24 protein-coding genes, 7 tRNA genes and 1 pseudogene are annotated in these 23,909 nt (G+C 66.5%); 17 read left to right on the forward strand and 15 right to left on the reverse strand.

Annotated features, from left to right (window positions below):
• Position 1 precedes the first annotated feature (1 nt).
• Complete coding sequence (locus PV796_RS31385; RefSeq protein ID WP_274916954.1) at positions 2 to 319, forward strand: HNH endonuclease; 318 nt, start codon at positions 2 to 4, stop codon at positions 317 to 319.
• Between the two features lie 116 nt (positions 320 to 435).
• On the opposite strand, the gene PV796_RS31390 is transcribed toward PV796_RS31385, so the two are convergent.
• From PV796_RS31390 to PV796_RS31400, 3 genes are all read right to left on the reverse strand, one after another.
• On the reverse strand, positions 436 to 1,203 hold the full coding sequence (locus tag PV796_RS31390; protein ID WP_274916955.1) for a phytanoyl-CoA dioxygenase family protein: 768 nt from the start codon (positions 1,201 to 1,203) through the stop codon (positions 436 to 438).
• A 33-nt stretch (positions 1,204 to 1,236) separates the two neighbouring features.
• Positions 1,237 to 1,794, reverse strand: a complete 558-nt coding sequence (locus tag PV796_RS31395) for a hypothetical protein (RefSeq protein WP_274916956.1) — start codon at positions 1,792 to 1,794, stop codon at positions 1,237 to 1,239.
• Positions 1,795 to 2,052: 258 nt separating this feature from the next.
• Positions 2,053 to 2,991: a phosphotransferase gene (locus tag PV796_RS31400; protein WP_274916957.1), complete on the reverse strand. Its 939-nt coding sequence runs from the start codon at positions 2,989 to 2,991 to the stop codon at positions 2,053 to 2,055.
• Between the two features lie 288 nt (positions 2,992 to 3,279).
• On the opposite strand from PV796_RS31400, the gene PV796_RS31405 reads away from it, so the two are divergent.
• From PV796_RS31405 to PV796_RS31415, 3 genes are read left to right on the forward strand one after another with little or no spacing between them, the layout of a single operon-like run.
• Entirely contained in the window at positions 3,280 to 3,645 is a 366-nt protein-coding gene (locus PV796_RS31405; RefSeq protein WP_274916959.1) for a WXG100 family type VII secretion target, read from the forward strand.
• The gene (locus PV796_RS31410; protein WP_274916960.1) at positions 3,642 to 4,949 is read left to right on the forward strand and encodes a WXG100 family type VII secretion target; all 1,308 of its coding nucleotides are present in this window, start codon (positions 3,642 to 3,644) and stop codon (positions 4,947 to 4,949) included. Before PV796_RS31405 ends, PV796_RS31410 begins: the two co-directional genes overlap by 4 nt.
• Complete coding sequence (locus PV796_RS31415; RefSeq protein WP_274916962.1) at positions 4,946 to 5,800, forward strand: hypothetical protein; 855 nt, start codon at positions 4,946 to 4,948, stop codon at positions 5,798 to 5,800. Before PV796_RS31410 ends, PV796_RS31415 begins: the two co-directional genes overlap by 4 nt.
• Positions 5,801 to 6,003: 203 nt before the next feature.
• Here the strand turns inward: PV796_RS31415 and PV796_RS31420 are convergent, their stop codons facing one another.
• Complete coding sequence (locus PV796_RS31420) at positions 6,004 to 6,492, reverse strand: hypothetical protein (protein WP_274916963.1); 489 nt, start codon at positions 6,490 to 6,492, stop codon at positions 6,004 to 6,006.
• A 125-nt stretch (positions 6,493 to 6,617) separates the two neighbouring features.
• Between PV796_RS31420 and PV796_RS31425 the strand changes: the two genes are divergently transcribed.
• From PV796_RS31425 to PV796_RS31435, 3 genes are read left to right on the forward strand one after another with little or no spacing between them, the layout of a single operon-like run.
• Positions 6,618 to 7,601 (forward strand): hypothetical protein, encoded by a 984-nt coding sequence (locus PV796_RS31425; RefSeq protein WP_274916964.1) that lies wholly within the window; start codon positions 6,618 to 6,620, stop codon positions 7,599 to 7,601.
• Positions 7,598 to 8,089: a hypothetical protein gene (locus PV796_RS31430; RefSeq protein WP_274916965.1), complete on the forward strand. Its 492-nt coding sequence runs from the start codon at positions 7,598 to 7,600 to the stop codon at positions 8,087 to 8,089. The genes PV796_RS31425 and PV796_RS31430 overlap by 4 nt, the downstream gene beginning before the upstream one ends.
• Positions 8,086 to 9,372, forward strand: coding sequence for a hypothetical protein (locus tag PV796_RS31435; RefSeq protein ID WP_274916966.1), 1,287 nt, complete (start codon positions 8,086 to 8,088; stop codon positions 9,370 to 9,372). Before PV796_RS31430 ends, PV796_RS31435 begins: the two co-directional genes overlap by 4 nt.
• A gap of 1,046 nt (positions 9,373 to 10,418) precedes the next feature.
• Here PV796_RS31435 and PV796_RS31440 read toward each other — a convergent pair.
• Positions 10,419 to 12,167 (reverse strand): recombinase family protein, encoded by a 1,749-nt coding sequence (locus tag PV796_RS31440; protein ID WP_274916967.1) that lies wholly within the window; start codon positions 12,165 to 12,167, stop codon positions 10,419 to 10,421.
• A gap of 74 nt (positions 12,168 to 12,241) precedes the next feature.
• Between PV796_RS31440 and PV796_RS31445 the strand changes: the two are divergent.
• Positions 12,242 to 12,673: pseudogene (locus tag PV796_RS31445) on the forward strand (TrmH family RNA methyltransferase); the annotation flags it as partial.
• Between the two features lie 617 nt (positions 12,674 to 13,290).
• Here the strand turns inward: PV796_RS31445 and PV796_RS31450 are convergent.
• The gene (locus tag PV796_RS31450) at positions 13,291 to 14,679 is read right to left on the reverse strand and encodes a serine/threonine-protein kinase (protein WP_274916968.1); all 1,389 of its coding nucleotides are present in this window, start codon (positions 14,677 to 14,679) and stop codon (positions 13,291 to 13,293) included.
• Positions 14,680 to 15,288: 609 nt separating this feature from the next.
• On the opposite strand from PV796_RS31450, the gene PV796_RS31455 reads away from it, so the two are divergent.
• Entirely contained in the window at positions 15,289 to 15,498 is a 210-nt protein-coding gene (locus PV796_RS31455; RefSeq protein ID WP_274916969.1) for a hypothetical protein, read from the forward strand.
• Positions 15,499 to 15,750: 252 nt separating this feature from the next.
• Here PV796_RS31455 and PV796_RS31460 read toward each other — a convergent pair.
• The 5 genes from PV796_RS31460 to PV796_RS31480 form a co-directional block, all read right to left on the reverse strand.
• Positions 15,751 to 15,822 (reverse strand) — tRNA-Val (locus PV796_RS31460).
• 39 nt (positions 15,823 to 15,861) lie between these two features.
• A tRNA-Val gene (locus PV796_RS31465) sits at positions 15,862 to 15,933 on the reverse strand.
• 25 nt (positions 15,934 to 15,958) lie between these two features.
• A tRNA-Val gene (locus PV796_RS31470) sits at positions 15,959 to 16,030 on the reverse strand.
• A 1-nt stretch (position 16,031) separates the two neighbouring features.
• Positions 16,032 to 16,105: transfer RNA gene (locus PV796_RS31475), tRNA-Cys, on the reverse strand.
• 38 nt (positions 16,106 to 16,143) lie between these two features.
• Positions 16,144 to 16,216 (reverse strand) — tRNA-Gly (locus PV796_RS31480).
• Between the two features lie 177 nt (positions 16,217 to 16,393).
• Here PV796_RS31480 and PV796_RS31485 point away from each other — a divergent pair.
• Genes PV796_RS31485 through PV796_RS31495 form a run of 3 tightly spaced genes read left to right on the forward strand, consistent with a single transcriptional unit; the run spans position 16,394 to position 19,153 of the window.
• Positions 16,394 to 17,458 (forward strand): chorismate-binding protein, encoded by a 1,065-nt coding sequence (locus PV796_RS31485; protein ID WP_274916971.1) that lies wholly within the window; start codon positions 16,394 to 16,396, stop codon positions 17,456 to 17,458.
• A gap of 2 nt (positions 17,459 to 17,460) precedes the next feature.
• Positions 17,461 to 18,285 carry an aminotransferase class IV gene (locus tag PV796_RS31490; protein ID WP_274916972.1) on the forward strand — a complete coding sequence of 275 codons (825 nt, stop codon included), beginning with the start codon at positions 17,461 to 17,463 and terminating at the stop codon, positions 18,283 to 18,285.
• Between the two features lie 37 nt (positions 18,286 to 18,322).
• Positions 18,323 to 19,153 carry a GNAT family N-acetyltransferase gene (locus tag PV796_RS31495; RefSeq protein WP_274916974.1) on the forward strand — a complete coding sequence of 277 codons (831 nt, stop codon included), beginning with the start codon at positions 18,323 to 18,325 and terminating at the stop codon, positions 19,151 to 19,153.
• 53 nt (positions 19,154 to 19,206) lie between these two features.
• On the opposite strand, the gene PV796_RS31500 is transcribed toward PV796_RS31495, so the two are convergent.
• The gene (locus tag PV796_RS31500) at positions 19,207 to 19,758 is read right to left on the reverse strand and encodes a DsbA family protein (protein WP_274916975.1); all 552 of its coding nucleotides are present in this window, start codon (positions 19,756 to 19,758) and stop codon (positions 19,207 to 19,209) included.
• Positions 19,759 to 19,931: 173 nt separating this feature from the next.
• On the opposite strand from PV796_RS31500, the gene PV796_RS31505 reads away from it, so the two are divergent.
• Positions 19,932 to 20,387 (forward strand): hypothetical protein, encoded by a 456-nt coding sequence (locus PV796_RS31505; protein ID WP_274916976.1) that lies wholly within the window; start codon positions 19,932 to 19,934, stop codon positions 20,385 to 20,387.
• Between the two features lie 68 nt (positions 20,388 to 20,455).
• Positions 20,456 to 20,611 carry a hypothetical protein gene (locus PV796_RS31510; RefSeq protein ID WP_274916978.1) on the forward strand — a complete coding sequence of 52 codons (156 nt, stop codon included), beginning with the start codon at positions 20,456 to 20,458 and terminating at the stop codon, positions 20,609 to 20,611.
• 73 nt (positions 20,612 to 20,684) lie between these two features.
• Here the strand turns inward: PV796_RS31510 and PV796_RS31515 are convergent, their stop codons facing one another.
• Positions 20,685 to 21,251 (reverse strand): CGNR zinc finger domain-containing protein, encoded by a 567-nt coding sequence (locus PV796_RS31515; protein WP_274916980.1) that lies wholly within the window; start codon positions 21,249 to 21,251, stop codon positions 20,685 to 20,687.
• Positions 21,252 to 21,476: 225 nt separating this feature from the next.
• The gene (locus tag PV796_RS31520; protein ID WP_003959770.1) at positions 21,477 to 21,890 is read right to left on the reverse strand and encodes an SsgA family sporulation/cell division regulator; all 414 of its coding nucleotides are present in this window, start codon (positions 21,888 to 21,890) and stop codon (positions 21,477 to 21,479) included.
• A 378-nt stretch (positions 21,891 to 22,268) separates the two neighbouring features.
• Here PV796_RS31520 and PV796_RS31525 point away from each other — a divergent pair.
• The 3 genes from PV796_RS31525 to PV796_RS31535 all read left to right on the forward strand — a co-directional run bounded on the left by PV796_RS31525 (position 22,269) and on the right by PV796_RS31535 (position 23,052).
• A tRNA-Val gene (locus PV796_RS31525) sits at positions 22,269 to 22,340 on the forward strand.
• An 87-nt stretch (positions 22,341 to 22,427) separates the two neighbouring features.
• A complete protein-coding gene (locus tag PV796_RS31530) occupies positions 22,428 to 22,898 on the forward strand; it encodes an SRPBCC family protein (protein WP_274916996.1) in 471 nt (156 codons plus the stop codon).
• A gap of 82 nt (positions 22,899 to 22,980) precedes the next feature.
• Positions 22,981 to 23,052, forward strand: a tRNA-Val gene (locus PV796_RS31535).
• Between the two features lie 119 nt (positions 23,053 to 23,171).
• On the opposite strand, the gene PV796_RS31540 is transcribed toward PV796_RS31535, so the two are convergent.
• Positions 23,172 to 23,897, reverse strand: a complete 726-nt coding sequence (locus tag PV796_RS31540) for an exonuclease domain-containing protein (protein WP_274916997.1) — start codon at positions 23,895 to 23,897, stop codon at positions 23,172 to 23,174.
• Positions 23,898 to 23,909: the final 12 nt, after the last annotated feature.

Below are 23,909 nucleotides of genomic sequence, written 5' to 3' on the forward strand. Positions count from 1 at the left end.
CATGGCCTCAACCAAGAAGAAGCAGACCCGAGGACAGCAGATCCTCGACGGCAAGAAGGGCGCGGAAAAGGGAATCGCCCGCACCAAGAAGGGCTACTCCAGCGTCCGTGACCCGAAGACCGGCAAGGTCACCTACGGATACCGACTCGTCATGGAACAGAAGCTAGGTCGAAAGCTACGCAGCGACGAGACCGTGGACCACATCAACGGAAACCACCACGACGACAGTCCGTCAAATCTGCGCGTTGTAAGCAGGGCAGAGAACACGCGGTTGATGCACAAGCGACGGGACAAGAAGAAGGGCACCGAGAAGAAGTGATCAACTACAACACGCGAATCGGTCACCAGGTGCCAACCACTGGGAAACCAAGGGGAACAGCTCATCCGGACCGAAGAACCAAGCCGCCCCACGAACACTAGGGGTTTGGAGCTCGGTCAGCCGTAGGGGCCCTTGTCGTGTGCGCCAAGCAACCGCTCAATCCGACTGCCAGCGCCGGAGAGGACGTGCGGAGGCATCGTGTAGTTGATGAAGGGATAGAACCGCTGGCTGATGAAGCGCCGTCCGTACGCGGTGGTCAGCACATAACGGGTGCGGCCTGTCTCGTTCTGCGCTCCTCGGTGCCATGTCTGACTGTTGACGAGGTAGCAGTCACCAGTCTGCGCCCGGAGCGACACCGGTTCCCATCCGGCTGGAAGGTCCGGAGAGCGTTCTGGCCGGCGACCGGAGAGGTGACTTCCGGGTGCCACCTGCGTAGGGCCAAATGCGTCCGTGGGGACGTCGCTGAGCGCGATCATCACGTTGAGACTGTAGACAGGCACGTGCTTCGGGTCGATGTTGAGATCAGCGAAGAACGGGAAGAACAAGGCGTCATCAATGTGCCAATTCACGATTCCGCGACCTGTGGGAGTCCTCAGAACGTTCTGCGAAATCACATGACAGTCGTCACCGAGAAGCGCTTCAACGACTTGGATGACGGGTTCGAGTGCCAGCACGTCGCGGAAGGCCGTACCGAACTCGAAGGCGCGCATGAGGCTCACCCCGCCACGCAGGGTGTCACGGTCGGGTGGGTCAGCCACGCATGCTCGGTAGCGGCCCTCGGCAAGATTCCGCATCAGTTTCACCTGATCAGGCGGAAGGACGGAGCGGAACACGGTGAACCCCTGTTGCCGGAACTCTTCGGCGTGAAGATCCAAGGTGTTCACTCCGCCCTCCTTCAACTCCTGGGCCCATTGCGCCTACCGGTAGTTCTCTTCGGGTACGAAGGGTTGGACGTGATCGGCGCCGACCCAAATCCGGTTACTGAAGTCCTCGTAGTGCTCGGGATGCAGCAGGAACGCGTGCCACACCATGTCTACGGGGCCGGACGGGGCATTACTCTCTTTCGGGTAGATCATCGAGAGAGCAACGAACTGGCGGAACTCCTCAATGAGGGGAATGACGTAGGTGGCGAAGAAGTAGTCGCGGAACTTCACCGCCTTTTCGTCATCGACGCCTTCGAAGTCCCCCTCGGATGGGTTGAAGGTCAGCCATTGCTTCATGACCTCCGCGCCCCAGTTGCGGCAGTGCTTATCCCATTGACCGAACCAGAGCAACATTGGTAGCACTTGCTCATTGTCGAACAGTCGGCCATCCCGTAGGAGTCGACGGGGGCTCAACCCGAGCAGGAGAAAGCCTAGGTCGTACCCTTCCAGGAGCTTGAGTCGGTCCCGTATCTCGTCGCTGATGTTTGGCTTCGCAGCGACGCAGGGGCCAACGAGACTGTCCTTTGGAGCGATGAGCGTGATCTTGTTCACCGGTTACGACGCAACCGCAGGGGCGACGCTGTAGCACTTGGAACATGTCTGGTCGTTTTCCGGCCAGAACCGGTCACTGCGGGCGCCGAAGACCGCCTCTATCCGGGCCTTTGTCTCCTTGTAGACCGGCGCAAACGCGTCGCCCGTCTGTTCGTTCGCGGGAACGTGACCTCGCATGGATTTCCGCCCTTCTTCTCTCGGAGAGATCTTGCGTACCGGGGAAGGCTAGGTGCCACCGGACCGCCCCGTGAGGGGCTTTCAGGACAAGTCGAGTCGGCTCTTCGCCCACTCCCACGCCGCCTGAGCTGTCCGTTTCTGCAACGCACGCAGGTGCGGGAGTCCCGGCATAGGGGCCGCCCTGCTGCATGCCTCCCAATGCCCGGCCAGGGCGACGACGAGAGAGGTGACAGCTTCCTCCGGTACGTCGCCCAGCAGAGGGGCGACGACGGCTTCCGCGCTCTTGGGGCTGTGACCAGCCAGCACCAGGTGAGGTACCAGAAACACCCCTTCAAGCCAGGAAGCCCCTTGCCGAGAGCAGGACCAGTCAATGAGCACAGGGCCGGAGGAACGCTTGAGGATGTTGTCTGGCCGCGTGTCGAGGTGTACCAGCGTGTCACCGACTGCGTGCTTCTCCCATGTTCGTTCAATCGCGATCAGCCTCGGCAGGTTCTCGACCATGAGCGGGTCCAGATCCGGGGGCATCTCCTCCTCAAGCTCTTGCCAGCACGCCAGGGCTCGCCCCATGAGATCAACTACCTGCGGTGCGTCCGGAAGAGGACAAGGTGATAGCACGCCGGCCAGATGCCCGAGGGTGGCCACTAGGTCCGATACGTCTGGTGACCCGGGCGACAGGTCGACGTGACCACCGCCGATGTCCTCCGTGCACAGCAGTACCCAGCCAACTCCGCCGGAGGGAAGGGACGACCACAACAAATGGGGAAATGGGCCCTCCGGAAGGGCCGCTGTCAGATATGTCTCCGTCGCGTACACCCGCTCAAGCGCGTGGCCAGCTGGCACGCCCTTCACGAAAACACGGCGGCCGTCGTCCAGCTCTAGCCGGCACGCCATCCCCTCCGTGTAACCGCCGCTGACCGTCTGAGCGTTGGCCACCTTCGCTTCGAGACGCTTCTCGATGTAGTCACGTACAGGGGCTGGAACGGCTTCCCAGTCGGGCCGGACCGTGGTGAGTGAGGTCATAGTCAGCAACCGTAGAGACCTGCGTCGTGAGCGTCGGGCGGATTGCTCAATGATCACCCAGACGACTCCCACGGCTGAAGGCCAGCCTCACCGCCGTCGACACCGCTCACGAGCGCCCGCACCTTCGGTGGGGGCAGCGGAAGTCTGCTGCCGGGCATCCGCATTGGGATTTCCAGCCACCGGCTTGGCTGCATCTGACTGCCCAACGTTCGCAATAACGGCGAAATGGGGCGCAGGTTGACGGTCGCCAATCGGGCACGAGCACTGTCAGAGGTACAAGGTAGGTTCGTGCTGGACCTGAAGGCATGCTGCTTGGGGGGATTCGTGGCCGCTTCTGGCTTCGACGTCGACACAGACCAACTGAAGAATGAAGCACCGAAGTTCGGCAGAGAGTCAGCCGCTTTGGCGAAGGCGATAGAGAAGCTGAAGCACTCACTCGATGGCCTCGGCGAGCCATGGGGAAACGACGAACAAGGGCAGAAGTTCGAGGGTGTTTACAGCCCGCATCGCGCCCAAATCGAGCGCGCCGCCCATGCGTTGGTGAAGGGCCTGGAGAGCATTCACACGTCCATGAGCGACATGGCAGATAACCACGAGGAAACGGATCGCTCCAACGCCTCTGGTCTCAAGTCGCAAGGGGGTGGTGCGCATTGAGTGCTGCGGACAAGGCCAAGGAGATCGTTCAGGATCTCACCGGCATGTGGTGGCCGAAGGGTGATGAAGACGAACTTCGAGAAGCCGCTCGCGCCTGGCGGACATTTGCTGATGACGTCAAGGACATCACCTCTGCGACGCACAAGTCCGCGCAGGACGTCATCGACAACAACAAGGGTAAGTCCATTGAGGCGTTCGGCGAGTTCTGGCGCAAGTACCACGGCGGGGGCAAGGGGTACCTGGATGATCTCGCCTCCGCTGCGGAGGACATGGCCAAGGCCCTAGACAAGTTCGCCGACCAGATCGCCACAGCGAAGAAGAAGATCGAGCACGAACTGGAGATCGCGGGCGCGGTCCTGGTCGCCGGTACAGCCCTGGCCGTCTTTACCGGCGGAATCAGTGAGGTCGCCGCCGCAGGCGCGACCGCGACGCTTGAGGCGGCTGCGGCCGCTGCGGGCGTTGCCGTCTCTGCCACCATCACCGAGATCGCCGGCACCGTCCTGGCCACCGCGGCGATCGGCGGCATCGAGGCCATCACGGTGGACGTGGTCGTCGCCCAAGGCGGTAGGAATCTGCTCGGTGACCAGCACGGGATCAATCTCGCAGAGGCCAAGGATTCCGCTGTCTCCGGCGTGCTTTTGGGTGGTGCTGTCGGCGGAGCAGCACGTGGCATCAAGGCCGTGGCCGACGCTGGCGGCGTCAAGAACGTCCTCGGCGGAATGAAGCTGGAGGGCTTGGACAACCTCACCAACCCACTGGCCGGCCCGCGCGTAGCGATGGCAAGCGAAGGTCCCGTCGGCCCGACTGGGCAGCCCCTGATGCGCAACGCCGACGGAGGCGGCGGGGGTGGGGGAGGCCGCGCTTCATGGCCAGCAGGAGAGCATGTCCCGGGGCCCGCACGAGGTAAAACGATCAAGGCTCCAGCCGATCGGCATTTCTGGGGTGGGGTCAAACGTGGGCCAGCAAAGGACAGCAACACTGTGGTGCTGCCAGGATATAACCAGGCAGTCAAGGACGACATCGGTGAGATCGCATCTGGTAAGGCAGCGTGGAACCAAAAGACGCAGGCGTATGACATCAACGGCCGCTCGTACAAGGTCGAGTCATCCGGTACCGTATTCCCCGTATCAGGGTCCGGCCTTGTCAACCTGAGCCGTGCTGAATATGGCGCCTTGGGCGCCATTATGCGAGCCGACGGCGACTTGACCCAGTGCGAGAAGTTCTTCGCCAACGCCAAACAATTCAAGGACGAACCTCACGCCGTCCAGGTGGCGATCGATCTATACAGGACGTACCAACTATGATGTGCACCCTACTGACGACCGGTAACGGAGTCCTCGAACGTATCGCTCCAGTTCTGGCCCGCTTCTTTGGAACCGTTGCGGACGACGTCGATGTCTGCGATGCGTGGGATCTCGAAAATCGTAACTGGGATGCCTCGATTAGTTGCGAGTACATGGCGCTCGGTGGCGAACTCAGCTGGTCTCTCGCCATCGCCACCGATGACACACCTCATCTGTCTGAAGAAGATCTCGCGTTGACAGTAGCGCGCGAGTTGGGAATCGTCGTCATCTTCGCTTCCGACTACAAAGACATCTCGTGGATCGATCGCGCCGCGACGCCCGCAGGTGAGGTGTGCTACGTCAACACCGAACAGGAAGAGGCTGAGCCTCCCCGGTGGAGAGTGGCGGTCTCCGAGATCAACATCCCCGAATTCCCCAACGCGGAAGTCCGCCGCATCCCAGAAATCATCAAGCAACTTCAACTGCCAACCCCCATCACCGATTCCTGCATGCCCAAGGAACACCCGCAGCCAGAAATCTTCTATCCACTGCTCAACTGGGAACGGCTTACGGTCCGCATGAAGATGGACTGGCCCCCATCGGCCTGGTACCCAGCCTCCATGTACGTGGAGGACCTGGAACTACGCGACCAGCTCGACGACGTGATCGCGCAACTGCCTCCGGCGGACCAACAGCCGGTCAGAGAAGCCGTGGAGCAGGTAGACCAGATGTATCGCGCTCTCACTCACGATGACGGCGGCAGAAATTTGGCCGAGGCAACAAAGGCGCCAATCACCGACCGTCCGTGGTACTGGTACAGGCGCCCGCTTAACCCCCCGTGGGACAACCCCGGCAAGCAGCCGCTGCGCTGACACGAAGTGCCCCGCCTCCGAACTATTCGGAGGCGGGGCACTTCGGTGCTGGAAAGCTCAGCTCCTCGACGAGACTTGACCCAATCTCTTCGATGGCACACAGCTCAAAACGAAAATCCGCGACTGAATTCTGGGCACCCTGCGAGACTTCTTCCACGACACCCCGGGCTTTGAGCAATAGGCCGGCGTATGGCCGGCGACGTCTAGGAGCGGTATGCGGACAACGGCTCGCCGACGTCGACCAACATGCTCTCGTCCACGCCATGCTCAAGCCAGAGTCGCATGAGGGATGAAGCGAACAAGAGCCCACCATCCATGAAGAACTCGTTCGCATCAATCACTAGGTAAGGCACCTTCCATTTCACAGGCAACCCTACATAAGAAGTGCCGACACTTTCCCACGTGGTCTCCAACAGTGCACCGTCCTCGTTGACGCACCAGGCGTGCTCGGTCGGGAAAAAGGACGATGCGAAGCCCTCGACATATGTCAGTCCCTCGGCCACCGACACCTCAGCTGAGTTGTGGTAACAACGCCTAGCTGGCCCTGGTTCGCTCACGGGAACCGCCAACTCGGGGCGAAAGACGCGGCCGTACTCCAGCAGAACCTCAGCTCCGTGAGCAAAGCGCCACCCGTCAAAACGACCACGAGCATTAGACCGCCCAACCTCGGCCAACAACTCGATGTAGCGCACCGTGCTCTGAGTGTCACTACTGCTTTCCACGCCCACACTGACCCCTCCCTGTGATGGCTGTCATCCTACAACGGGCAAATTGAGCCACTAACACTTGACCAAGGACCACTCGTAGCGTCGCACCTATGAGTGGCCCCAACGCTTTCTACAACCACCTCGCCAAAGCGGCACACGACATCGGTACGCCGGGTCACGCTGGCCGCAGCGGATATTTCTCCGCACCAGCCGGTCACCTCGACCCAAACCTCTTCGATGGGGACCAGGTCAAGCAGGAACTCCGGAGCTGGATCACCCGCACACTTCGCGAATTCTTCCACGCGACCCCCGGAATCGATCAGTGGGCAGAGGTATGGCTAGCGGGATCAGGAATCTCCTACCAGTGGGAAGCTGATCGAGGGAACGGCGACCTAGACGTGCTGATCGGCGTGGACTATTCAAAGTTCACCCACTGCAACCCCGCCTATGCAGGACTATCCTCCGAAGAAGCCGCACAGTTCATCAACGACTCTCTCCGGAAAAGCCTTTGGCCTAAGACTGCGAACACGCGAATCGGCACGAACACCTACGAGGTCACCTTCTACTGGAACCCTGCCAAGGGCGTACGGGACATCACCGCCATCCACCCCTACGCCGCATACAGCCTGACCCGTAACCAGTGGACTGTCCGTCCTCCCGAACTGCCCCAAGACCCACGCCGTCTCTACCCCAGCGAGTACACCGACGCCGCTGACATCGACGAACAGCAGGCTCGATACCTGATCGACCGCTACCGATCCCTCCAACGCCAGCTCACACGCCTCACCAAGGCATCTCCGGCCTGGATGAACGCAGCCACTGAACTCAAGAACACCGTCGCCGAGGCTGCCCAGCTCTTCGACTCCATCCACACCGGCCGCCAGCAGGCATTCACCCTCAACGGAGACGGCTACTCCGACTTCACCAACTTCCGCTGGCAGTCAGCTAAGGAACGCGGAATCGCCACAGCCCTCCGAGAAATCAAGAACATCGGCACCACCGCCCATGAGCTCACCGACACCGAACTCTACGGACAACCAATCGCTGACGCGCGACACGCTCTCATCAACGCAGCACTGTGGGGCAAGCGATGAACATCGTCATCACCGTTGAAGGCATCCTCCGAAACACCGACAACGACGCGCTCATCTCAACAGGCAGCGGCATCTACCACTCCTTCGCCGCCCACCACAGCGTCTACCTCATCTCCGACGACGCCGATCACGACGCCGCCCGTCGCTGGCTGCGACTCCACGGACTCGACCGCCACATGAAGGTCATCCAGAACAGGCTGACCAACGAGTGGCGCTCCACAACTCAAGTCCGCCTCGACGCCGTCGGCCAACTGTCCGGCACCGGCGCAAAGGTGGACCTCATCATCGAGCCCAACCCAGCCATCACGGCAGAACTCCTCGCCCTGGGCTACCCGATAGCCACCATCACACTGCCTCACTTCGCCCGACCGGAATGGCGACCCGACTACGCCCAGACCCCCCGCCCCTGGGATGACCTCATCGCCGAAGCGCGACTCCAGGCTGACGCACACGCGGCAGACCCCCGACGCACGGCGGAGCCCCTGTGAAGCTCTACCTCGCAGGCACAGAATTCCCTACGTACCGCCGCCTGCTCGCAGCCGAAGGACACGCGGACGTCGCCCTCTCCTACACAGGGCTGCGTAAGCGCCGCAAGGTGGACAAGCCCCTGCTCCTGGCCGAGCAGTTCGAAGACAGGGCGCAGATCCTCCTCGACTCCGGCGCCTACAGCCTCAGCGACGAGCTGTCGTCCGAAGAGCTCCGCGCCATGACCGACGCCTACTACACCAACCTTGTTACGCCGAACGTGGATCGCATCGAGTTCTTCACCGAGTTCGACGCGCAGAATCTGGGGGAGGACGAGCGGGAACGCTGGCGCACATGGATGACCAGCCACAAGGACAAGGCAGTCGTCGTCTGGCACCCCGGCCAGGACCTCGCAGAGCTCAGTGTTCACTGGCCCAACATCGCAATCCCGAAAGATGCAATCGACGACCACCTCGTCCGTCGACTCAAGTCCCTCCTCCGGGAGAACGACATCCGGCTCTTCGGCCTGGGCATCACAAAACCTGCGGTCATGGAACGCGTCCCGTTCCACGGGGTGACGAGTACCAGCTGGCTCAGCCCGTCCCAATTCGGGGAGACCATCTGGTTCTCCGGCGGAGAACTGCGCCGCTACCCCAAGAAGATGAAGGAGAAGGCACGAAAGCGACATCGACAGGAGTTCAGCGACGCCGGATTCGACGTCGACCTTATCGAAGCTGACGACGCGACCGAAGTACTCCGAGTCTCGATCTACGCCTGGGCCCGCTACATGGACAAGCTCAACGCTCGGAGCAGGGGAGTAAGTACACACGTGGAAACGCCATCTCCCGAAAACACGGATCTGACCCCCCAGACAGTTGATCCCCAGGACCTGGAGGGCCGGCACGGGAGAGTAACTTCCCTGCCTTCCTGGCGACGAGAAGAGCCCATCTGCGTACGCACCAAGGAACAGCTCGCCGACGCCGAGGCCAGTGTCCTAGAACTCCAGCTCGGGCGCGTCTACAAGCGAGCACGACAGGAGGAGTCGTACCAAGACGGCGAACTCGACCCGGTCCTGTCCGAGGAAATCGACAGGTTCAGCACGCTAATTACCAAGAAACGCAAGGCAGATGAGACGTCCTTCAGCATCTCCATCAAGGCATCTCAGAAGGGTGAGGCGCAGACCGGTTTGATTTCCCGACTCTTCGGCCGTGAGGACGACGCCCAGGCTAAGGCCCTACCAGCTCCCGCCGCAGTACCCCAACAGAAAGACATAGTGGACGCAGAGATCATTGAGGACGCCACATGACGAGTAAGTACGCAAGGGCAACGACCACTTGGAATCACAGTCTTGAAGGACGCAACCTCATCGAGCGCCCATGCCCACGCTGCCGAGGTCGCTATCCCGAAATCGATGCCTGCGTCGAATGCGAAGGAAATGGAACAGTGCTCATAGGTCACTAACCAACCAAGAAGGGCCCGGCGAACCGGGCCCTTCAAAGCGATCATACAGTCTTAGGCCACGCCGGCCACTTCCCGGGCAACTTGGGCTCGGACAAGTAGGCGTCAAGTGCTTCCATGTCCAGAACGCCATCCGAGACATCACGCCACGTCAAGTTATCCTCCTGGCAGTACCACACCGGCCACTCACTAGGAGGCTGTGGCGCCAGACGGCACGACAGACGTACCGCCTCGTCTGTGGCACACAGGGCGCAAATTCGAATACCCGGGTCATTCAACGTCGCTGACGATGCGCCAACATCACCTGGGAAGGCGGCGACTTTTCCAGTACAACGAGGGCACTGCTCTTCCACGGTTCGATTCTCCTTGAGGACCATTAACCCCTGCTTAAGATGTTTTGAGCCTGATGGAAAGCTCGGGAGAGAGAGGGAACTTATCTTACCCGCGTCCTCACCGCAAGACATCGAACGATCAACGCTTGCGATGGCGGCCTCGCGAGTCCGAAACGCCGATGAGCCACACCACAGCCAAACCAAGGACTGCTATGGCGATGAACGCAAGGACGACCCACATGTGACTCACTGCATCTCCTTAAGGTAAACAAAGAAGGGCCCCATGTGGGGCCCTTCTGGGTATAGCGACCTGCCTCTTGAACTCGCTGCTTTCCTCAGTGGCCTGACTGTGTCGAAGTAACACCTCCGGACTTGATCGCCATAACGTTCCCGTGTCACAACGAGAAACGGGAGTTGCTATGGAGCGACACGATCAGCGATGCAGCGAGCAGCAGTGTTGGGATTCCTTCTGGACAGTGATTGCCCACGCTGCGATCGAACGGCAGAAGAGGTGGGCACAGGACCAGCAACCAATCCAGCCCCCACCTCTCAACGGCTCTGCCTAAATGACTTCATCCGCAGGGTGTATCGACTGGGGCGGGGCGAGCCTGTCATGCTCCGCCGCCCAGAGCGGAACTACGCGAATCCTGGGCTTACTCCGCTTCTTCTCCCGGTACACCCAGAAATGCGAGATCACAGTCGACAGGGCCTGACGCTTCCGTGAATACGTCATGTGCTCCCACTCCTCAACCAAGCCGAGGAATCGGGCCTGCGCAGGCCGCAACGCAGTCACCTTTACGGACGAACGCTCTAGACGCTCCCTAGCCGCAGAGATATCTAGCTCAATGCGTTGCTTCTCCTTGACGTACTTGTCCTCGTCGATGATTCCCTTCGTGTAGCCGCGCACCAAACGAGAGGACTCCTCGTCTAGTTCCTGGAGCTGCTTAGCTGTCTCTTCTTGCTCGTCGGCTGAGCCCCTCAAGGCGAACTGGTCCTTCGCTGCGGTTATCTTCTCATTGACCGACGCCTCGCCTACAGATTGCTTCGCCAGCCAGTCGAGCAGTTCCTTCTCCGCCCGCGCGACGCCGATTGAACCGCTTCCTGTGCAGTCCTTGTACAAAGCTCCGTGAGTGCAGCGGAAGAAAACAGTGTGAGGATTGCGGTCTCCGTTCGGTAGCGGCGGATGTTGCTCCATCCTCTCCTTGCCTCGCGAGAAGGCACCCTCATTGCGCCCACAGATTGCCGGCTTCCACTGGCCGCGCTCACGAGTGATCTCGAAGAGTCGTAGCCCCGTGCAGCGAGCCAGGCCAGAAATGCTGTACTTCGGATCATGATGCGACTTGGGGAGCTGAGGCGAACCGAAGCGCTTGGACAGATAGGTCAGCCAGAGCAGCTCGCGCTCATTGGGGTCCTCGATGACAGACTCGTGCGCCCCGGCCTTCCAGACGTCGAAATACTCCGGACGGGAGCTACGATAGTAGTTCTTTCTTCCTTCACGGACGACCTTCTTATCCTGGAGGATCTTTTCCTTGGAACGCCAGCGAACCCAACCAAGGCTGAAGCCACTGTCCAGCCACTTGTACATCTGTGTTGACGTGATCCGCTCTCCACTATCCGTCCGGAATCCGCGCTGCCACAGGTCATCGCAGATACGTTTCATTGGCTCGTTCTGGAAAGTGAAGCGCCGCCACGCCTCGGCGAGCACACCCTTCGTGGCAGGGTCCAGCTTCTGGATTCCCTCACGGCACTCGTTACACTTGTTGCGACGCTCACCCGGCTCATTCGGCGGACACGTAAAGCAAATCTTGTACCCGAACGTCTTGAAGCCGCTGTGGGGGAGCCCCTTCTTGCGTCGGTATTTGTGGGCGGACTGCCAGTTCTCACCGATCTGGTCGGACTGGAACTGAGCCCAGCCGAGCATCTGGGTGATCTGGAGACGACCGACACTCGTCTTCCCGTCGAAGTCCTCCGTCGCCGCACGAACATCGCCGCCTGCTTTGTAGATGCGCTCGATGTTCAGCAGGGATTCAAGGGTGTTACGACCAAATCGGCTCCACTTCCAGAGGAGGACGACCTCGATGATGCGCTTCTCTACGTCCTCGACGAGAGTGCTGATCTGTCGCTCTTCGAACTCTCGCCCGGAGAGGCCGAGGTCCTGAATCGGCTCTGCTACCTGCTCGATGTTCTCGCGTATGGCAAGGCCATCGATCTCGTCGTGCTGAATTTCCGGGCTGATCATGTCCCGGCGTTTCTTCGAGACGCGGATGTACCCACGTCCCTTGCGGCGCGGCTTGTCCCGCACGTCGACCATCGGGATGCCCCTCGTGTGTGTCGGATGATCCTTTTTCACACACGTGTTGGCTTGGTAGTTAACTTGTGCCACCGACCAACATCGGCGCCATCTTCCGCAGCGCCGCGGCCCTCGGGATGGACGCGGTCCTCCTCTCCCCGGACTGCGCCGACCCCCTCTACCGCCGCTCGGTGAAGGTCTCCATGGGCGCGGTGTTCTCCGTCCCCTACGCCCGGTTGGAGAGCTGGCCGCGCGACCTGTCCGCCGTACGGGAGGCCGGTTTCCGCCTCCTCGCCCTGACCCCGGCCGAGGGCGCCACCGACCTCAACGAGGTGGCCCCGCACGCCCTCGAACGCGTCGCCCTCATGCTCGGCGCGGAGGGCGGCGGCCTCACCACGGGCGCCCTCCGCGCCGCCGACGCATGGGTCCGCATCCCCATGGCCCACGGCATCGACTCCCTCAACGTAGGCGCAGCCGCCGCGGTCTCCTTCTACGCGGTCACCGCATCCCCACCCTCAACGAAGTAACCCCCGCCCCCCACCCGCACCCGCGGAACGCCCAGCCTTGTCCGCTCGCGGAACGCCCAGCCCGTCCACCAGCGGAACGCCTAGCCCTGCCCACCCGTGGAACCCCGTCGTCCTGGCCGCCCACGGAACGCTCGCCGTCCCCACCCGTGAGATGTGCGCCGCCGCACTGACCAGTGGAATCTGCGCCGCCGCACCGGCTCGTGGAACGTTCGCTGTCGCCCCGGCTCGTGGAATGTTCGCCGCCGCCCCACCCGTGGGTTGTTCGCCACCGCGGCGGCCCCGGGTTGTTCGCCGCCCGGCCGGCCCGTGAGATGTGCGCCGCCGGGCCGGCTCGTGCGATATGAGCTGCCGGGCCGGCCCGTGGGATGTGCGCCGCCCACCCCACCCGTGGAACGCCTCGCCCCGTTCCCCGCGGAACAGCCCGACGCACCGCCCCTCCCGCGGAATAACCCCCACCCCCAACCCCGTTGTGGCTCCGCAGGGGGCCCGCGCACCCCCTAGGGGACGTCCCCTCAGCCACCCCCACCACCGACCAACACGACGGAGTGAATCACCCCTGATCCCGCATCAGGGACGGGAGGCGTACGTGCGCGAGTCCGCGCGCAGACGCCACAGCCTCAGCCCAACTCCCCAGCCACTCCCACACCCGCACCCTCATCCGAGCCCCCAACCGCATACGACGCAACGCTCACCGGCCGCTCCCCGCCCAGCCCCCGAGTCGGCCCCTGGCACCCCTGGGCGGCCGCGATCCCCAGCGCCACCAGCAACGTCACCACCACGAACACCACGACCCGCTGCCGCAACAGCCGCCGGTCCGGCCCCGGCCGCCGGCCCCCGGCGCCGGTGCGCACCGCAGGACGTGAACCGTTTCGCCCCGTAGGGCGGGAGGCCGGACCCCGCCCCCCGTTACGCCCGCCGGTCCGCGGATTCGCCCCCGACGCCGGGCCCTGCGCCCGCGCCGCCGAATCCCGCACGGCCGCCTCCCGCGGCGCCGCCTCTCTGGCCGCCGCCGGGCGGGCCGGCCCCGGGCGCCCCCCCGATGCGCCCCCCGTACCCCGCTCGGTCCGCTGCCGCGCGTACTCCTCAGCCCGCTGACCGGTCGGACGCTCCGACGGCCGCCGCTCGGCACGACCCCAACCGTCCCCGCCCCCGGGCTCGTTCTCCCACGCACCGCCCGACAGCCCGTGCGCCTCACGGGCCGCGATCTCCTTCAGCCGCAGCGACAGCGACAGCGTGCTGGGCCGGTCCGCCGGGTCCTTGGCGAGGCACGCCGCGAGCAGCGGCGCCAACGCGTCCGGCACCCCGGCCAGGTGCGCCTCCTCATGGACGACGCGGTAGAGCATGACCTCCGAACTGCCTTGCCCGAACGGCGAGTCCGCGGTGCAGGCGTACGCCAGCGTGGCACCCAGCGAGAAGATGTCGGTGGCCGGCGTCACCGCGGCGCCGCGCACCTGCTCCGGCGCCAGGAAGCCGGGCGAGCCGACCGCCGTCCCGACGTGCGTCAGCGTGCTGGCCCCGGTCGCCCAGGCGATCCCGAAGTCGATGATCCGCGGCCCCTTGGGCGACAGCAGGATGTTGGACGGCTTCAGGTCCCGGTGCACCACGCCCGCGTCATGGACGGCCAGCAGCCCCTCGGACAGCGCCGCGCCGACGGCGGCGACCTGCGCGGGGGAGAGCGGCCCCTCCTCGTTCACCTTGTCGTGCAGCGAGGGCCCGGGGACGTACTGGGTCGCGAACCATGGGCGGTCGGCGTCCAGATCGGCCGCCACCAGCCGGGCCGTGCAGCCGCCGCGGATCCGCCGGGCGGCCGAGACCTCGCGGGCGAACCGCGACCGGAACTCCTGATCCTCCGCCAGATCCGGCCGGATGACCTTCAACGCGACCCGCTGCCCGCGCTTGTCCGAGCCGAGGTAGACCACGCCCATCCCGCCCGCGCCGAGCCGGCGGTGCAGCCGGAACGATCCGACGACACGCGGGTCCTCGCGCCGGAGCCGCATCATCGCCATGTCCGTCCCCTGCCTGCGGTGGGGAGGCCCCACTCCGCTCAACCGTCTGACGTGGCACAGCTTACGGATTGACGGCTCGCTGTGCTGAGAGGCCGCGCATGCGTCGGTAACCGGATCGCCGGTGGCCGCCGCGATCCCCGCCGCACGGAAGGAAATCGCTCCGCCCTCCCGCCTCGCTACCCGCGCTCGGCCCCAATGATCCCTTTCTCAACGGAGTTTGACGGTAGGAAAGGTGACGGTGCGACGGACCCGGCGGGCGCCGCGGATTTCGCGCTGCTGCCGGTGCGGCGGCGCGCGGGGGAGCCTCCTGAGTGATCGAAGTCACCGTTTCGGCGCCCGCGCAACCGGCAATTCTCCCCGCCCGACGTGCGCCCTGTCTCCGCGTCGCGCGCCCCTCTCAGGGATCTCCCGGGGTTCCGCTCCGCGCTCTCCACCCAGGGGAGTACACCGGTCCCCACCCCGTCATCCTCCTGGAGGCCAGGCAAGCGGTACGACGGCATGACGCCCGGCCTTTCCCGCGCGCCTAGGCTTGAGGTCAAGCGGCGGGCGCAGCACTCGTCCCCCGAGGTCAGACGCCCGCCGCCCTGGATCAGGACAGGAGCAGGTTCGATGGCGCACAGCACGGGGCGGACGGCCCTCCGGACGCCGGGCCGCAGGGCCACCACCGCGTTCGGCGGCACCCGCCCCTCGGGCACCCGCCATCCCCTCGTCGCGGTCGCCATGGTGCTGCCGTTGGCGTTCCTCTTGGCCGTGGTCTTCGGCGGCTGGGAGGCCGTCGTCACACAGGCGTCGTCCGTGGTCGGAATGCTGGGGCGCTGAGCGGCGCCCCGGTCCCGGGAGAGCGGCCCGGGACGGGACTTCCGACCGAAACCCCGTGGGGACGGGGGTGCGGCGGACGGCACGAGTGGCCGGGCATCTGGGGAGATGCCCGGCCATCGGGCTTTTCGGGCAGCCCACCGGGCGCCCGCGCTCTCTCCGAACTGCCCGCCCGCCCGCGGAAGTTGACCGCCGAGGCAGGCTCCGACAAACGCCAAGGGCCGGAGCTCCTCGCTCCGGCCCTTGGCTTTCCGGTGGACGATACTGGGATTGAACCAGTGACCTCTTCCGTGTCAGGGAAGCGCTCTCCCGCTGAGCTAATCGTCCTCGGGACCGCGGATTTCGTGGATCACCGCGGGTACTGCGTGCGCGATACTGGGATTGAACCAGTGACCTCTTCCGTGTCAGGGAAGCGCTCTCCCGCTGAGCTAATCGCGCGGGGACCTGCATGTTGCCAGGTCAGTGGACGATACTGGGATTGAACCAGTGACCTCTTCCGTGTCAGGGAAGCGCTCTCCCGCTGAGCTAATCGTCCTTGGAGGTGGAGACGGGATTTGAACCCGTGTAGACGGCTTTGCAGGCCGTTGCCTCGCCTCTCGGCCACTCCACCAGGAGTGTGCGGGGGGCTCGGGATGATCCCCCACATCGAGCGGACGACGAGACTCGAACTCGCGACATCCACCTTGGCAAGGTGGTGCTCTACCAACTGAGCTACGTCCGCGGGTGGCTCTCCCAGACCAGGTCGGGGAGCTCCCTGTCCTCCGGGGCGCTTTCGCGTCCCGGCGACGTGTTGAACTCTAGCGGATTCCTGGGCCAGTACAAAAACGCGTTTGTGCAGCGTGCTGCGGTGCTCGCTCGACCCGGGCGATCGACGGTGCCCCGCCATAGACTCACTGACGTGCACGATTTCGCTCCGATGGCCCGCTTCGGCGGGCTGATAGCCACCGACCTGCGCGATGTCACCAGCGATCCCGCGGCATTGGATTCCACGGGTTGGTGGGCGGTGACCGCCGACTTCGAGGGGGGCGTGGTCTGCGCCCGCTTCGCCGACGTGCGGCCGGCCACCGCCGCGGACGCTCCCGCGCCCGACGCCTGGCGCGGGCCCTCCCCGGCGGACTGGTGCAGCTCCATGGACCGCGCCGCCTATACGGACGGCGTCCGCCGCATCCGTGCCCACATCGCGGCCGGCACGGTCTACCAGGTCAATCTCTGCCGGGTGTTGACCGCGGCGTTGCCCGACCCCGAGCGCTCCGACGTGGACGCGCTCTCCGCCGTATTGGCGCGCGGGAACCCCGCACCGTATGCCGGAACGATTCGCCTGCCCGGTTACGGCGTCGAGATCGCCACCGCCTCCCCGGAGCTCTTCCTGCGCCGGGACGGCCGCATCGTCGAGTCCGGCCCCATCAAGGGCACCGGGCGCACCGAGGCGGACCTCTCGGAGAAGGACCGGGCGGAGAACGTGATGATCGTGGACCTGGTCCGCAACGACCTTGGGCGGGTGTGCGGCACCGGTTCGGTCACCGTCCCCGCGCTGTGCGCGGTGGAGGAACACCCGGGCCTCGTCCACCTCGTCTCCACGGTGCGCGGCGAACTGGCCGAGTCCCACGAGAAGACGGCGTGGGCCGATCTCCTCGACGCCACCTTCCCGCCCGGGTCGGTCACCGGAGCCCCCAAGTCCAGTGCCCTGCGGATCATCGACGAGTTGGAGACCGCCCCGCGCGGCCCGTATTGCGGCGGCATCGGCTGGGTGGACGCCGACCGCCGGACCGGCTGGCTCAACGTCGGCATCCGCACGTTCTGGATCGACCGCGCCGCCCCCGAGGGCCCGGCGCTCCGGTTCGGCGCCGGGGCCGGGATCATCTGGGACTCGGACCCCGAGCGGGAGTGGGCGGAGACCGAGTTGAAGGCGCGCCGACTGCTCGCGGTAGCGTCCGGTGAGCACGAAGTGAGCGGAGGACGGTAGCGATGAAGATCTGGTTGGACGGAGCACTGCGGGACGCCGAGAGCGCCCGGGTCTCGGTCTTCGATCACGGCCTGACGGTCGGCGACGGGGTCTTCGAGACGATCAAGGCCGAGCGGGGCCGGGCCTTCGCCCTCACCCGCCACCTGGAGCGCCTGGCGACCTCAGCCCGTGGTCTCGGGCTGCCCGCCCCCGACCTCGACGAGGTCCAACGCGGCTGCGCCGCCGTCCTGGAGGCCAACCCGATACCCCTGGGCCGGCTGCGGATCACCTACACCGGGGGCGTCTCCCCGCTCGGCTCGGACCGCGGTGAGGCCGGCCCCACCCTGGTCGTCGCGCTCTCGGAGACCGGCCGGCGGCCCGACACCACCGCGGCGGTCACCGTCCCCTGGACGCGCAACGAGCACGGCGCCCTCGCCGGTTTGAAGACCACCTCGTACGGCGAGAACGTCGTCGCCCTCGCCCGCGCCCGCGAACAGGGCGCCTCCGAGGCGCTGTTCGCCAATACGGCCGGCGCGCTCTGCGAGGGCACCGGCTCCAACGTCTTCGTCGTCCTCAACGGCGAGCTGCACACCCCGCCGCTGGCCTCCGGCTGCCTGGCCGGCATCACCCGCGCCCTGACCATCGCCTGGGCCGGCGCCAAGGAGACCGACCTGCCGCTCGCGGCCCTGGAGAGCGCCGAGGAGATCTTCCTGACCTCCACGTTGCGCGACGTCCAGGCCGTGACCCGGATCGACGGCCGCCAACTCGCCGACGGGCCGGGCCCGGTGACCACCGAGGCGATGCGGATCTTCGAGCGGGAGTCGGCCGCGGACTTCGACCCGCGCTGATGATGACGGGCCGCGGGCGGGCGAGTAGAAAGTCCTCGTGACGACTACGCTGCGCCCCGCGGGCCCCGAGGTACGACACGACGACGGCCGCCGGTCCCGCCCCTACGACATCTGCGTCAACAGCCGCCGGGTCGGCGGGATCCAGTTGGCCACGGACGCCCGGTTCGGGCCGACCGCCGGGCGGATCGAGGCCCTGACCGTCGACGCCCCCGACCGGCACCGCGGCCGCGCCACGGTCGCCGCGCTGGCCGCCGAGGAGGTGCTGCGCGGCTGGGGCTGCCGGCAGATCGAACTGACCGTGCCCGCCGAGGCGGAGGCCGCGGTGCGCCTCTCGGCCGCCCTCAACTACACCGAACGCAGCCGCATCATGTCCCGGCCCCTGAGCCGCCCGGGTCCGCTCCCGGACGGTAGCGCCGATCGCCCGTTGGCTGAGGCCGAGTTCGGGGCCTGGCGGGACGCCGCGATCGCCGAGCACGTCCGGCAGGAGACCGCCCAGGGGATGCCCCGCGAGCGCGCCGAGGAGATCTCTCCGGGCAGGCACGACGCCCTGCTCCCCGAGGGCGCGGCCACCGCCGGCCAGGTACTCCGGGTCCTCGTCCACGAGGGCAGCGACGTCGGCACCCTCTGGCTCGCCCTGCGGCTCCCCGGGCAGCCCGGTGGCTACGTCATGGACCTGCGGGTCGCGCCCGAGCGCCGCGGGGAGGGGCACGGCCGCAGCCTGATGCTCGTCGCCGAACGCGAGACCCTGGCCGCTGGGCGCTCCTCGCTGGCGCTCAACGTCCGCCCGGACAACGCCCCGGCGCTCGGCCTGTACCGCGCGCTCGGCTACCGGACGGCCGCCTACCGGCTCTGGAAGCCGATCCTCTGACCGGCGCCCGGGGCGCCCTCCCGGGCCGCTCCGGCGCCGCCGGGCGCGGCGCGTCAGCCCGCCGCGCTGTCCTGCCCGCCCAGCAGCCGCTCGACGAGCTCCTCGACCCGGGCCCGCAGGCCCCCCTGGCTCTTGCCGCCGTCCAACCGCTCGCCGCCGATCACATACGTCGGGGTGCCGGTGACCCCGATCGCCTTGCCCTCTGCCTGGTCGGCGTCCACCACCAGCAGGTGCCGCCCGTCGATCAGTGCGGTGTCGATCTCCTCGGCGTCCAGCCCGAGTTCCCCGGCGACGTCCAGCAGCGCCTGCTCGCCGCGCTTGCCCACCTCCTCGGTCCGCGCCAGCACCGCCTCGATGTACGGCCAGCCCTGGCCCTGCTCGACGGCCTCCTCGGCTGCCTGGGCGGCCGCGTACGCGTGCTTGTGCTTGGCCAGCGGGAAGTGGCGCAGCCGGATCTCCAGGCGGTCGCCGAAGCGCTCGCGCAGCGCCCGTACGTCGGTCAGGGCGGTGGCGCAGTCCGGGCACTGCAGGTCGCACCACACGTCGAGGACGGGGCGGGCGGGGCTGGCGGGATGGTGGGGGCCGGAGACGGCGGCGTCGTTCATGGGGCCAGTGTTCCAGCCCGCGGCCCTGGCCAGGAACCCGGACCTGCGGAGGAGGGCGACCCCGAGATCTCCCTGAGGTCGTCGTCGGAACATGGCCGGCGAGGGGTCCGAGAGGGCAGGATGGAGGTGAGCGCGGAAGGACCGCTCGCCCTCTCGACCGGCAGGAGGACCGGATGCTGACCTCGACAGTCTGTGCCGCGGTATCGGCAGCGGGCCTGGGCATTGCCGCGCTGACCGCCTACCGCAGGCGCTTCCTGGCCGCGACCCGGATCGCCGCCTTCGCCCTGATCCCGATCGGCCTGGTGATGACGGGCGTCATCGACTGGGTCACCAGCGTCGTCCTCAAGCCCACGGTCTGGGTCGGTTTCGGGGTGCTCGCGCTCTCCGCGGTGCTGTTCGCGATCGGCAGGCTGGCGGAGCGGCGGCGCGGGATAACGGGCCGCAAGGAGCGCCGGGCCGCGGCGGGTTCAGGGGCTCCGGCGGTGGCGCCGGCCGCCTCCGCGCCCTCCCTCGGCTCCGGCCAGAAGGCCCCCAAGGCCCAGAAGGCCGCCGCGGCCCCGGGCGCGGGCGTGGCCCCCAAGGATGACTTCTCGGACATCGAAGCGATCCTGAAAAAGCACGGGATTTGATGAACTCCCGCTGCTGACAGGGTTTTTGGGGATTCCGGGACGATCATCTGCGCGATGATGCGCACGAGATGAACGATGAGTGCGCCCTCGCCCAAGACGACGCCCCGTCCGCCGAACCGCGCGGTTGTCTTTTCGCGCTGTCCCAGCCGCCGTTGATGCTCTTCCTCGCCATCATCGGCCTACTGCTCCTCCTAGGCGCAGTACACGACCTCTACATCCTCTGAACGCCGAGGGGCGCGTTCGGAGCGGGTCGGACGGACCCCGTTGTCGATGGGCGGGCGGTCGTGCCGCGGTCGCTCAGCTCGCCGCCTCCCGCCGCCGGGCGCGGTACGCCGCGACGTGCAGCCGGTTCCCGCAGGTCCGGCTGTCGCAGTAGCGCCGCGAGCGGTTGCGGGAGAGGTCCACGAAGGCGTGCCGGCAGTCCGGGGCCTCGCAGTGCCGCAGCCGCTCGCGCTCCCCGGCGACGAGGATGAAGGCCAGCGCCATTCCGCCGTCCGCGGCCAGGTGGTCGGCGACGGAGGCGCCCGGCGCGAAGTAGTGCACGTGCCAGTCGTAGCCGTCGTGGTCGGTCAGCCGCGGGGTGGTGCCCGCCGAGGCGACCAGCGTGTTCAGCCGCGCGGCCGCGGTGCGGTCGTCGTCGGCGGCGAAGACCCCGGCGAACCGCGCCCGCACGGCCCGCACGGCCGCCAGGTCGCCCGGCCCCAGCGCGCCCACGTCACTGATCGCGTTGCGCCGGACGAAGTCCTGCAGGGCCGCGGGGCCGGTCAGGCTGTCCGGGGCGCCGGGGGACTCGCCTTCGGGTGCGGTGTTCAGCAGATCGACGACCGCGTCCAGCGCGCACCGGGTGTCATGGGTGATCAGCACGGTTCCGCTCCCTGGCCGGGTGGGGTCGGCCGGTGCCGCCCCGGTGTCGTTGGCGAATGGTCGCCGACTCTAGCGCCTGGAACGGGCTTCGGCGCCGTCCCCGCGGTGCTCCGCGGCGACGGCGCCGAAAGTGTGCCGTGTGAACTTGTCGGTCCTGCGCCGTCTCCCCGAGTTGGACGGTCGCAAGTGTGAGCGGGCGGATGCGATAGGTGTGCGTGCTGCGTCTCAGCTCTCCGCCAGGATGTGGGAGAGCTCGGTGTCGAGATCGAAATGCCGATGCTCCGTACCGGGCGGTACGGCGGCGTCGGTCCGCTTCAGGAACGATTCCAGCGCCCGCGCGGGGGCCTCCAAGAGGGCTTCCCCCTCCGGGGAGCTCAGGGCGATGCAGACGACGCCCTGCCCGTGGCTCCGGGACGGCCAAACGCGGACGTCTCCGGTGCCCGTGGGCCGGTGCAGGCCCTCGGCGAGGAGGTCGCGGGCGAAGACCCACTCAACCGTTTCCTCGGCTCCGGTATGGAAGGTGGCATGCACGGCATACGGATCGGCCGTGTCATACCGCAGGCCCGCGGGTACAGGCAGTGAGGACTCGCTCGACACAACGAGGCGCAGGTGCAGCTCGCAGCTGACCGTGGTGTTCATAAGCGCCAGGGCCTTTCGCTCAGTGTGCGCTCGGGGATTCGCACGTCGGCGAAATCGACATGCCACCTACGGTGCCGTTGTAAACCCCTCTGACGGTTTTGGGTGGCTTCTGGTACCTCTTACGGCGGATTGCGTGATCGTCCTGGGTGGTGTTTCGGCCAGGTGACCTTGGTGGCGTGTTGACGATTTGGATACGCAGAGTAATGGGTGCCGGGTCGTCGCGTGGTGATCTTGGGTGGCTCGGCGTGCCGGGTGTGGTGGGGGTGTTTCCTCGTGCGGGGCGGGCGGCGGTCGGCCGGGGTGGTCGCTCGAAGATCATCGGGGTGGTCGGAGTGGTCGGAGGCGCCCCCGACGTGCGGTAATGTTGGCGGTGCGCCCGGGCGATTAGCTCAGTGGGAGAGCGCTTCGTTCACACCGAAGAGGTCACTGGTTCGAACCCAGTATCGCCCACCCCGGACGACGGCCCGGAGACTCCAAGTCTCCGGGCCGTCGCGTTTGTTGGGCGCTGTGCGAGCGCCGGGGGGGCACACTGGGATCATGTCCGCCCCGCCCGGTCGTCCGCGTCGTCTGCACCGCTACCGCTTCCGCAATGTCTGGCTGTTGAGTGCGCCGCCCACCGTGGTCTATGCGGTGCTGGGGCGGGCCGAGAGCTATCCCGGGTGGTGGCCGCAGGTGCGGGCGGTGGCTCCGCTGGAGGGTGGCGGCGGTGCCGCGCGGTTCCGGTCCTTCCTGCCGTACGAACTGGCCGTGGTGGTGCGGGAGACCGTGCGGGACCCGGGGGCGGGGGTGTTGGAGATAGCGATGGGCGGGGATCTGGCCGGCTGGGCGCGGTGGACGGTCGTGCCGGGGGAGAGCGGTACCCGGGCGGTCTTCGAGCAGGACGTGGAGGTCCGCAAGCCGGCGTTGCGGCGGTGGGCGTTGCTGGGGCGGCCGCTTTTCCGGGTCAATCACGCGCTGATGATGCGGGCCGGGCGGCGCGGGTTGGCGGCCTGGCTGGCCCGTGGGTGAGGGGGCGGAACAGGAATTTGATGGAAGGGTGCGACGGCCTGTATTGTTCAGGTCGTTCGCAGGGGAAACCCCGCGGAAACCCGGGCGATTAGCTCAGTGGGAGAGCGCTTCGTTCACACCGAAGAGGTCACTGGTTCGAACCCAGTATCGCCCACCGGGATCAGGGAGCCGGGCCGCCAACAGGCGGCCCGGCTTTCTGCGTTGAGGTGGTGCGTTCGCGGGCGGCGCGGTGGCCGTTTCCGCCGTGGCGTCGTGGTCTTGGGTGAGGTGGAGTCAGGCGGCGGCGGGGAGTTCGGGGCGGAGCGGCCAGTGCGGGTCGACGGCCTCGGGGGAGCCGGTGCGGGCGAACCACGCCTGGAGGCCGCGGGCCTGGGCCGCGTACCAAACCGCCTGCCGGGTGTGCAGTTCGGCCGGTTCCAGCTCCGCCAGCCGGTCGGCGAAGCGCCGGCCCACCTCCCGGACCACCCGGAGCGCGGCCATGGCGTCCGCGGCCGCCTCGTGGGCGTCGGTCAGCTCGACCTCGTAGTGCGCGCACAGGTCGGTGAGGGTGCGGCGGCCCTTGCGGTAGCGGTCCAGGTGCTTGTCCAGGACGCGGGGGTCGAGGACGTGGAGTGGTTGCGCCGCCAGGTAGGTGGCCAGGGAGCTGGCGCGGTGGCGCTTCAACTCTCGTTCCATGAGCGTGAGATCGAACGGGGCGTTCATCACCACCAAGGGGCGGCCGGCCACCGCCTGGGCGGCCAGTGCGCGGGCCACCTCCTCCAACACCGGCGCCGGCCAACGGCCGTGCAGCGCGAGGTGGTCGGCCGTCAGGCCGTGCACGGCCTGCGCGGCCTCCGGTATCTCCACCCCGGGGTTGATCAGCCAGCGGGTGACGCGCGGCGCGGCGCGCGGGGTCTCCTGGACCACCAGGGCGGCGGAGACGATGCGATCGCGCTCGACGTCGATGCCCGTCGTCTCGGTGTCAAAGGCGGCCAGTGGACCGTCATACCAGCGCGGCATCATCCAACTCCT

Origin of the sequence: Streptomyces sp. WZ-12 (genome assembly GCF_028898845.1) — a bacterium.
In the GTDB taxonomy this organism is placed as follows: Bacteria; Actinomycetota; Actinomycetes; order Streptomycetales; family Streptomycetaceae; genus Streptomyces.

Bases quoted from the DNA above. Each gene is read 5' to 3' on its own strand.
- PV796_RS31425 (WP_274916964.1), top strand. From the start codon at position 6,618: ATGAGTGGCCCCAACGCTTTCTACAACCACCTCGCCAAAGCGGCACAC.
- PV796_RS31510 (WP_274916978.1), top strand. From the start codon at position 20,456: ATGAACGATGAGTGCGCCCTCGCCCAAGACGACGCCCCGTCCGCCGAA.
- PV796_RS31505 (WP_274916976.1), top strand. From the start codon at position 19,932: ATGCTGACCTCGACAGTCTGTGCCGCGGTATCGGCAGCGGGCCTGGGC.
- PV796_RS31440 (WP_274916967.1), bottom strand. From the start codon at position 12,167: ATGGTCGACGTGCGGGACAAGCCGCGCCGCAAGGGACGTGGGTACATC.
- PV796_RS31450 (WP_274916968.1), bottom strand. From the start codon at position 14,679: ATGGCGATGATGCGGCTCCGGCGCGAGGACCCGCGTGTCGTCGGATCG.
- PV796_RS31455 (WP_274916969.1), top strand. From the start codon at position 15,289: ATGGCGCACAGCACGGGGCGGACGGCCCTCCGGACGCCGGGCCGCAGG.
- PV796_RS31530 (WP_274916996.1), top strand. From the start codon at position 22,428: ATGTCCGCCCCGCCCGGTCGTCCGCGTCGTCTGCACCGCTACCGCTTC.
- PV796_RS31385 (WP_274916954.1), top strand. From the start codon at position 2: ATGGCCTCAACCAAGAAGAAGCAGACCCGAGGACAGCAGATCCTCGAC.
- PV796_RS31520 (WP_003959770.1), bottom strand. From the start codon at position 21,890: ATGAACACCACGGTCAGCTGCGAGCTGCACCTGCGCCTCGTTGTGTCG.
- PV796_RS31500 (WP_274916975.1), bottom strand. From the start codon at position 19,758: ATGAACGACGCCGCCGTCTCCGGCCCCCACCATCCCGCCAGCCCCGCC.
- PV796_RS31415 (WP_274916962.1), top strand. From the start codon at position 4,946: ATGATGTGCACCCTACTGACGACCGGTAACGGAGTCCTCGAACGTATC.
- PV796_RS31430 (WP_274916965.1), top strand. From the start codon at position 7,598: ATGAACATCGTCATCACCGTTGAAGGCATCCTCCGAAACACCGACAAC.
- PV796_RS31490 (WP_274916972.1), top strand. From the start codon at position 17,461: ATGAAGATCTGGTTGGACGGAGCACTGCGGGACGCCGAGAGCGCCCGG.
- PV796_RS31540 (WP_274916997.1), bottom strand. From the start codon at position 23,897: ATGCCGCGCTGGTATGACGGTCCACTGGCCGCCTTTGACACCGAGACG.
- PV796_RS31400 (WP_274916957.1), bottom strand. From the start codon at position 2,991: ATGACCTCACTCACCACGGTCCGGCCCGACTGGGAAGCCGTTCCAGCC.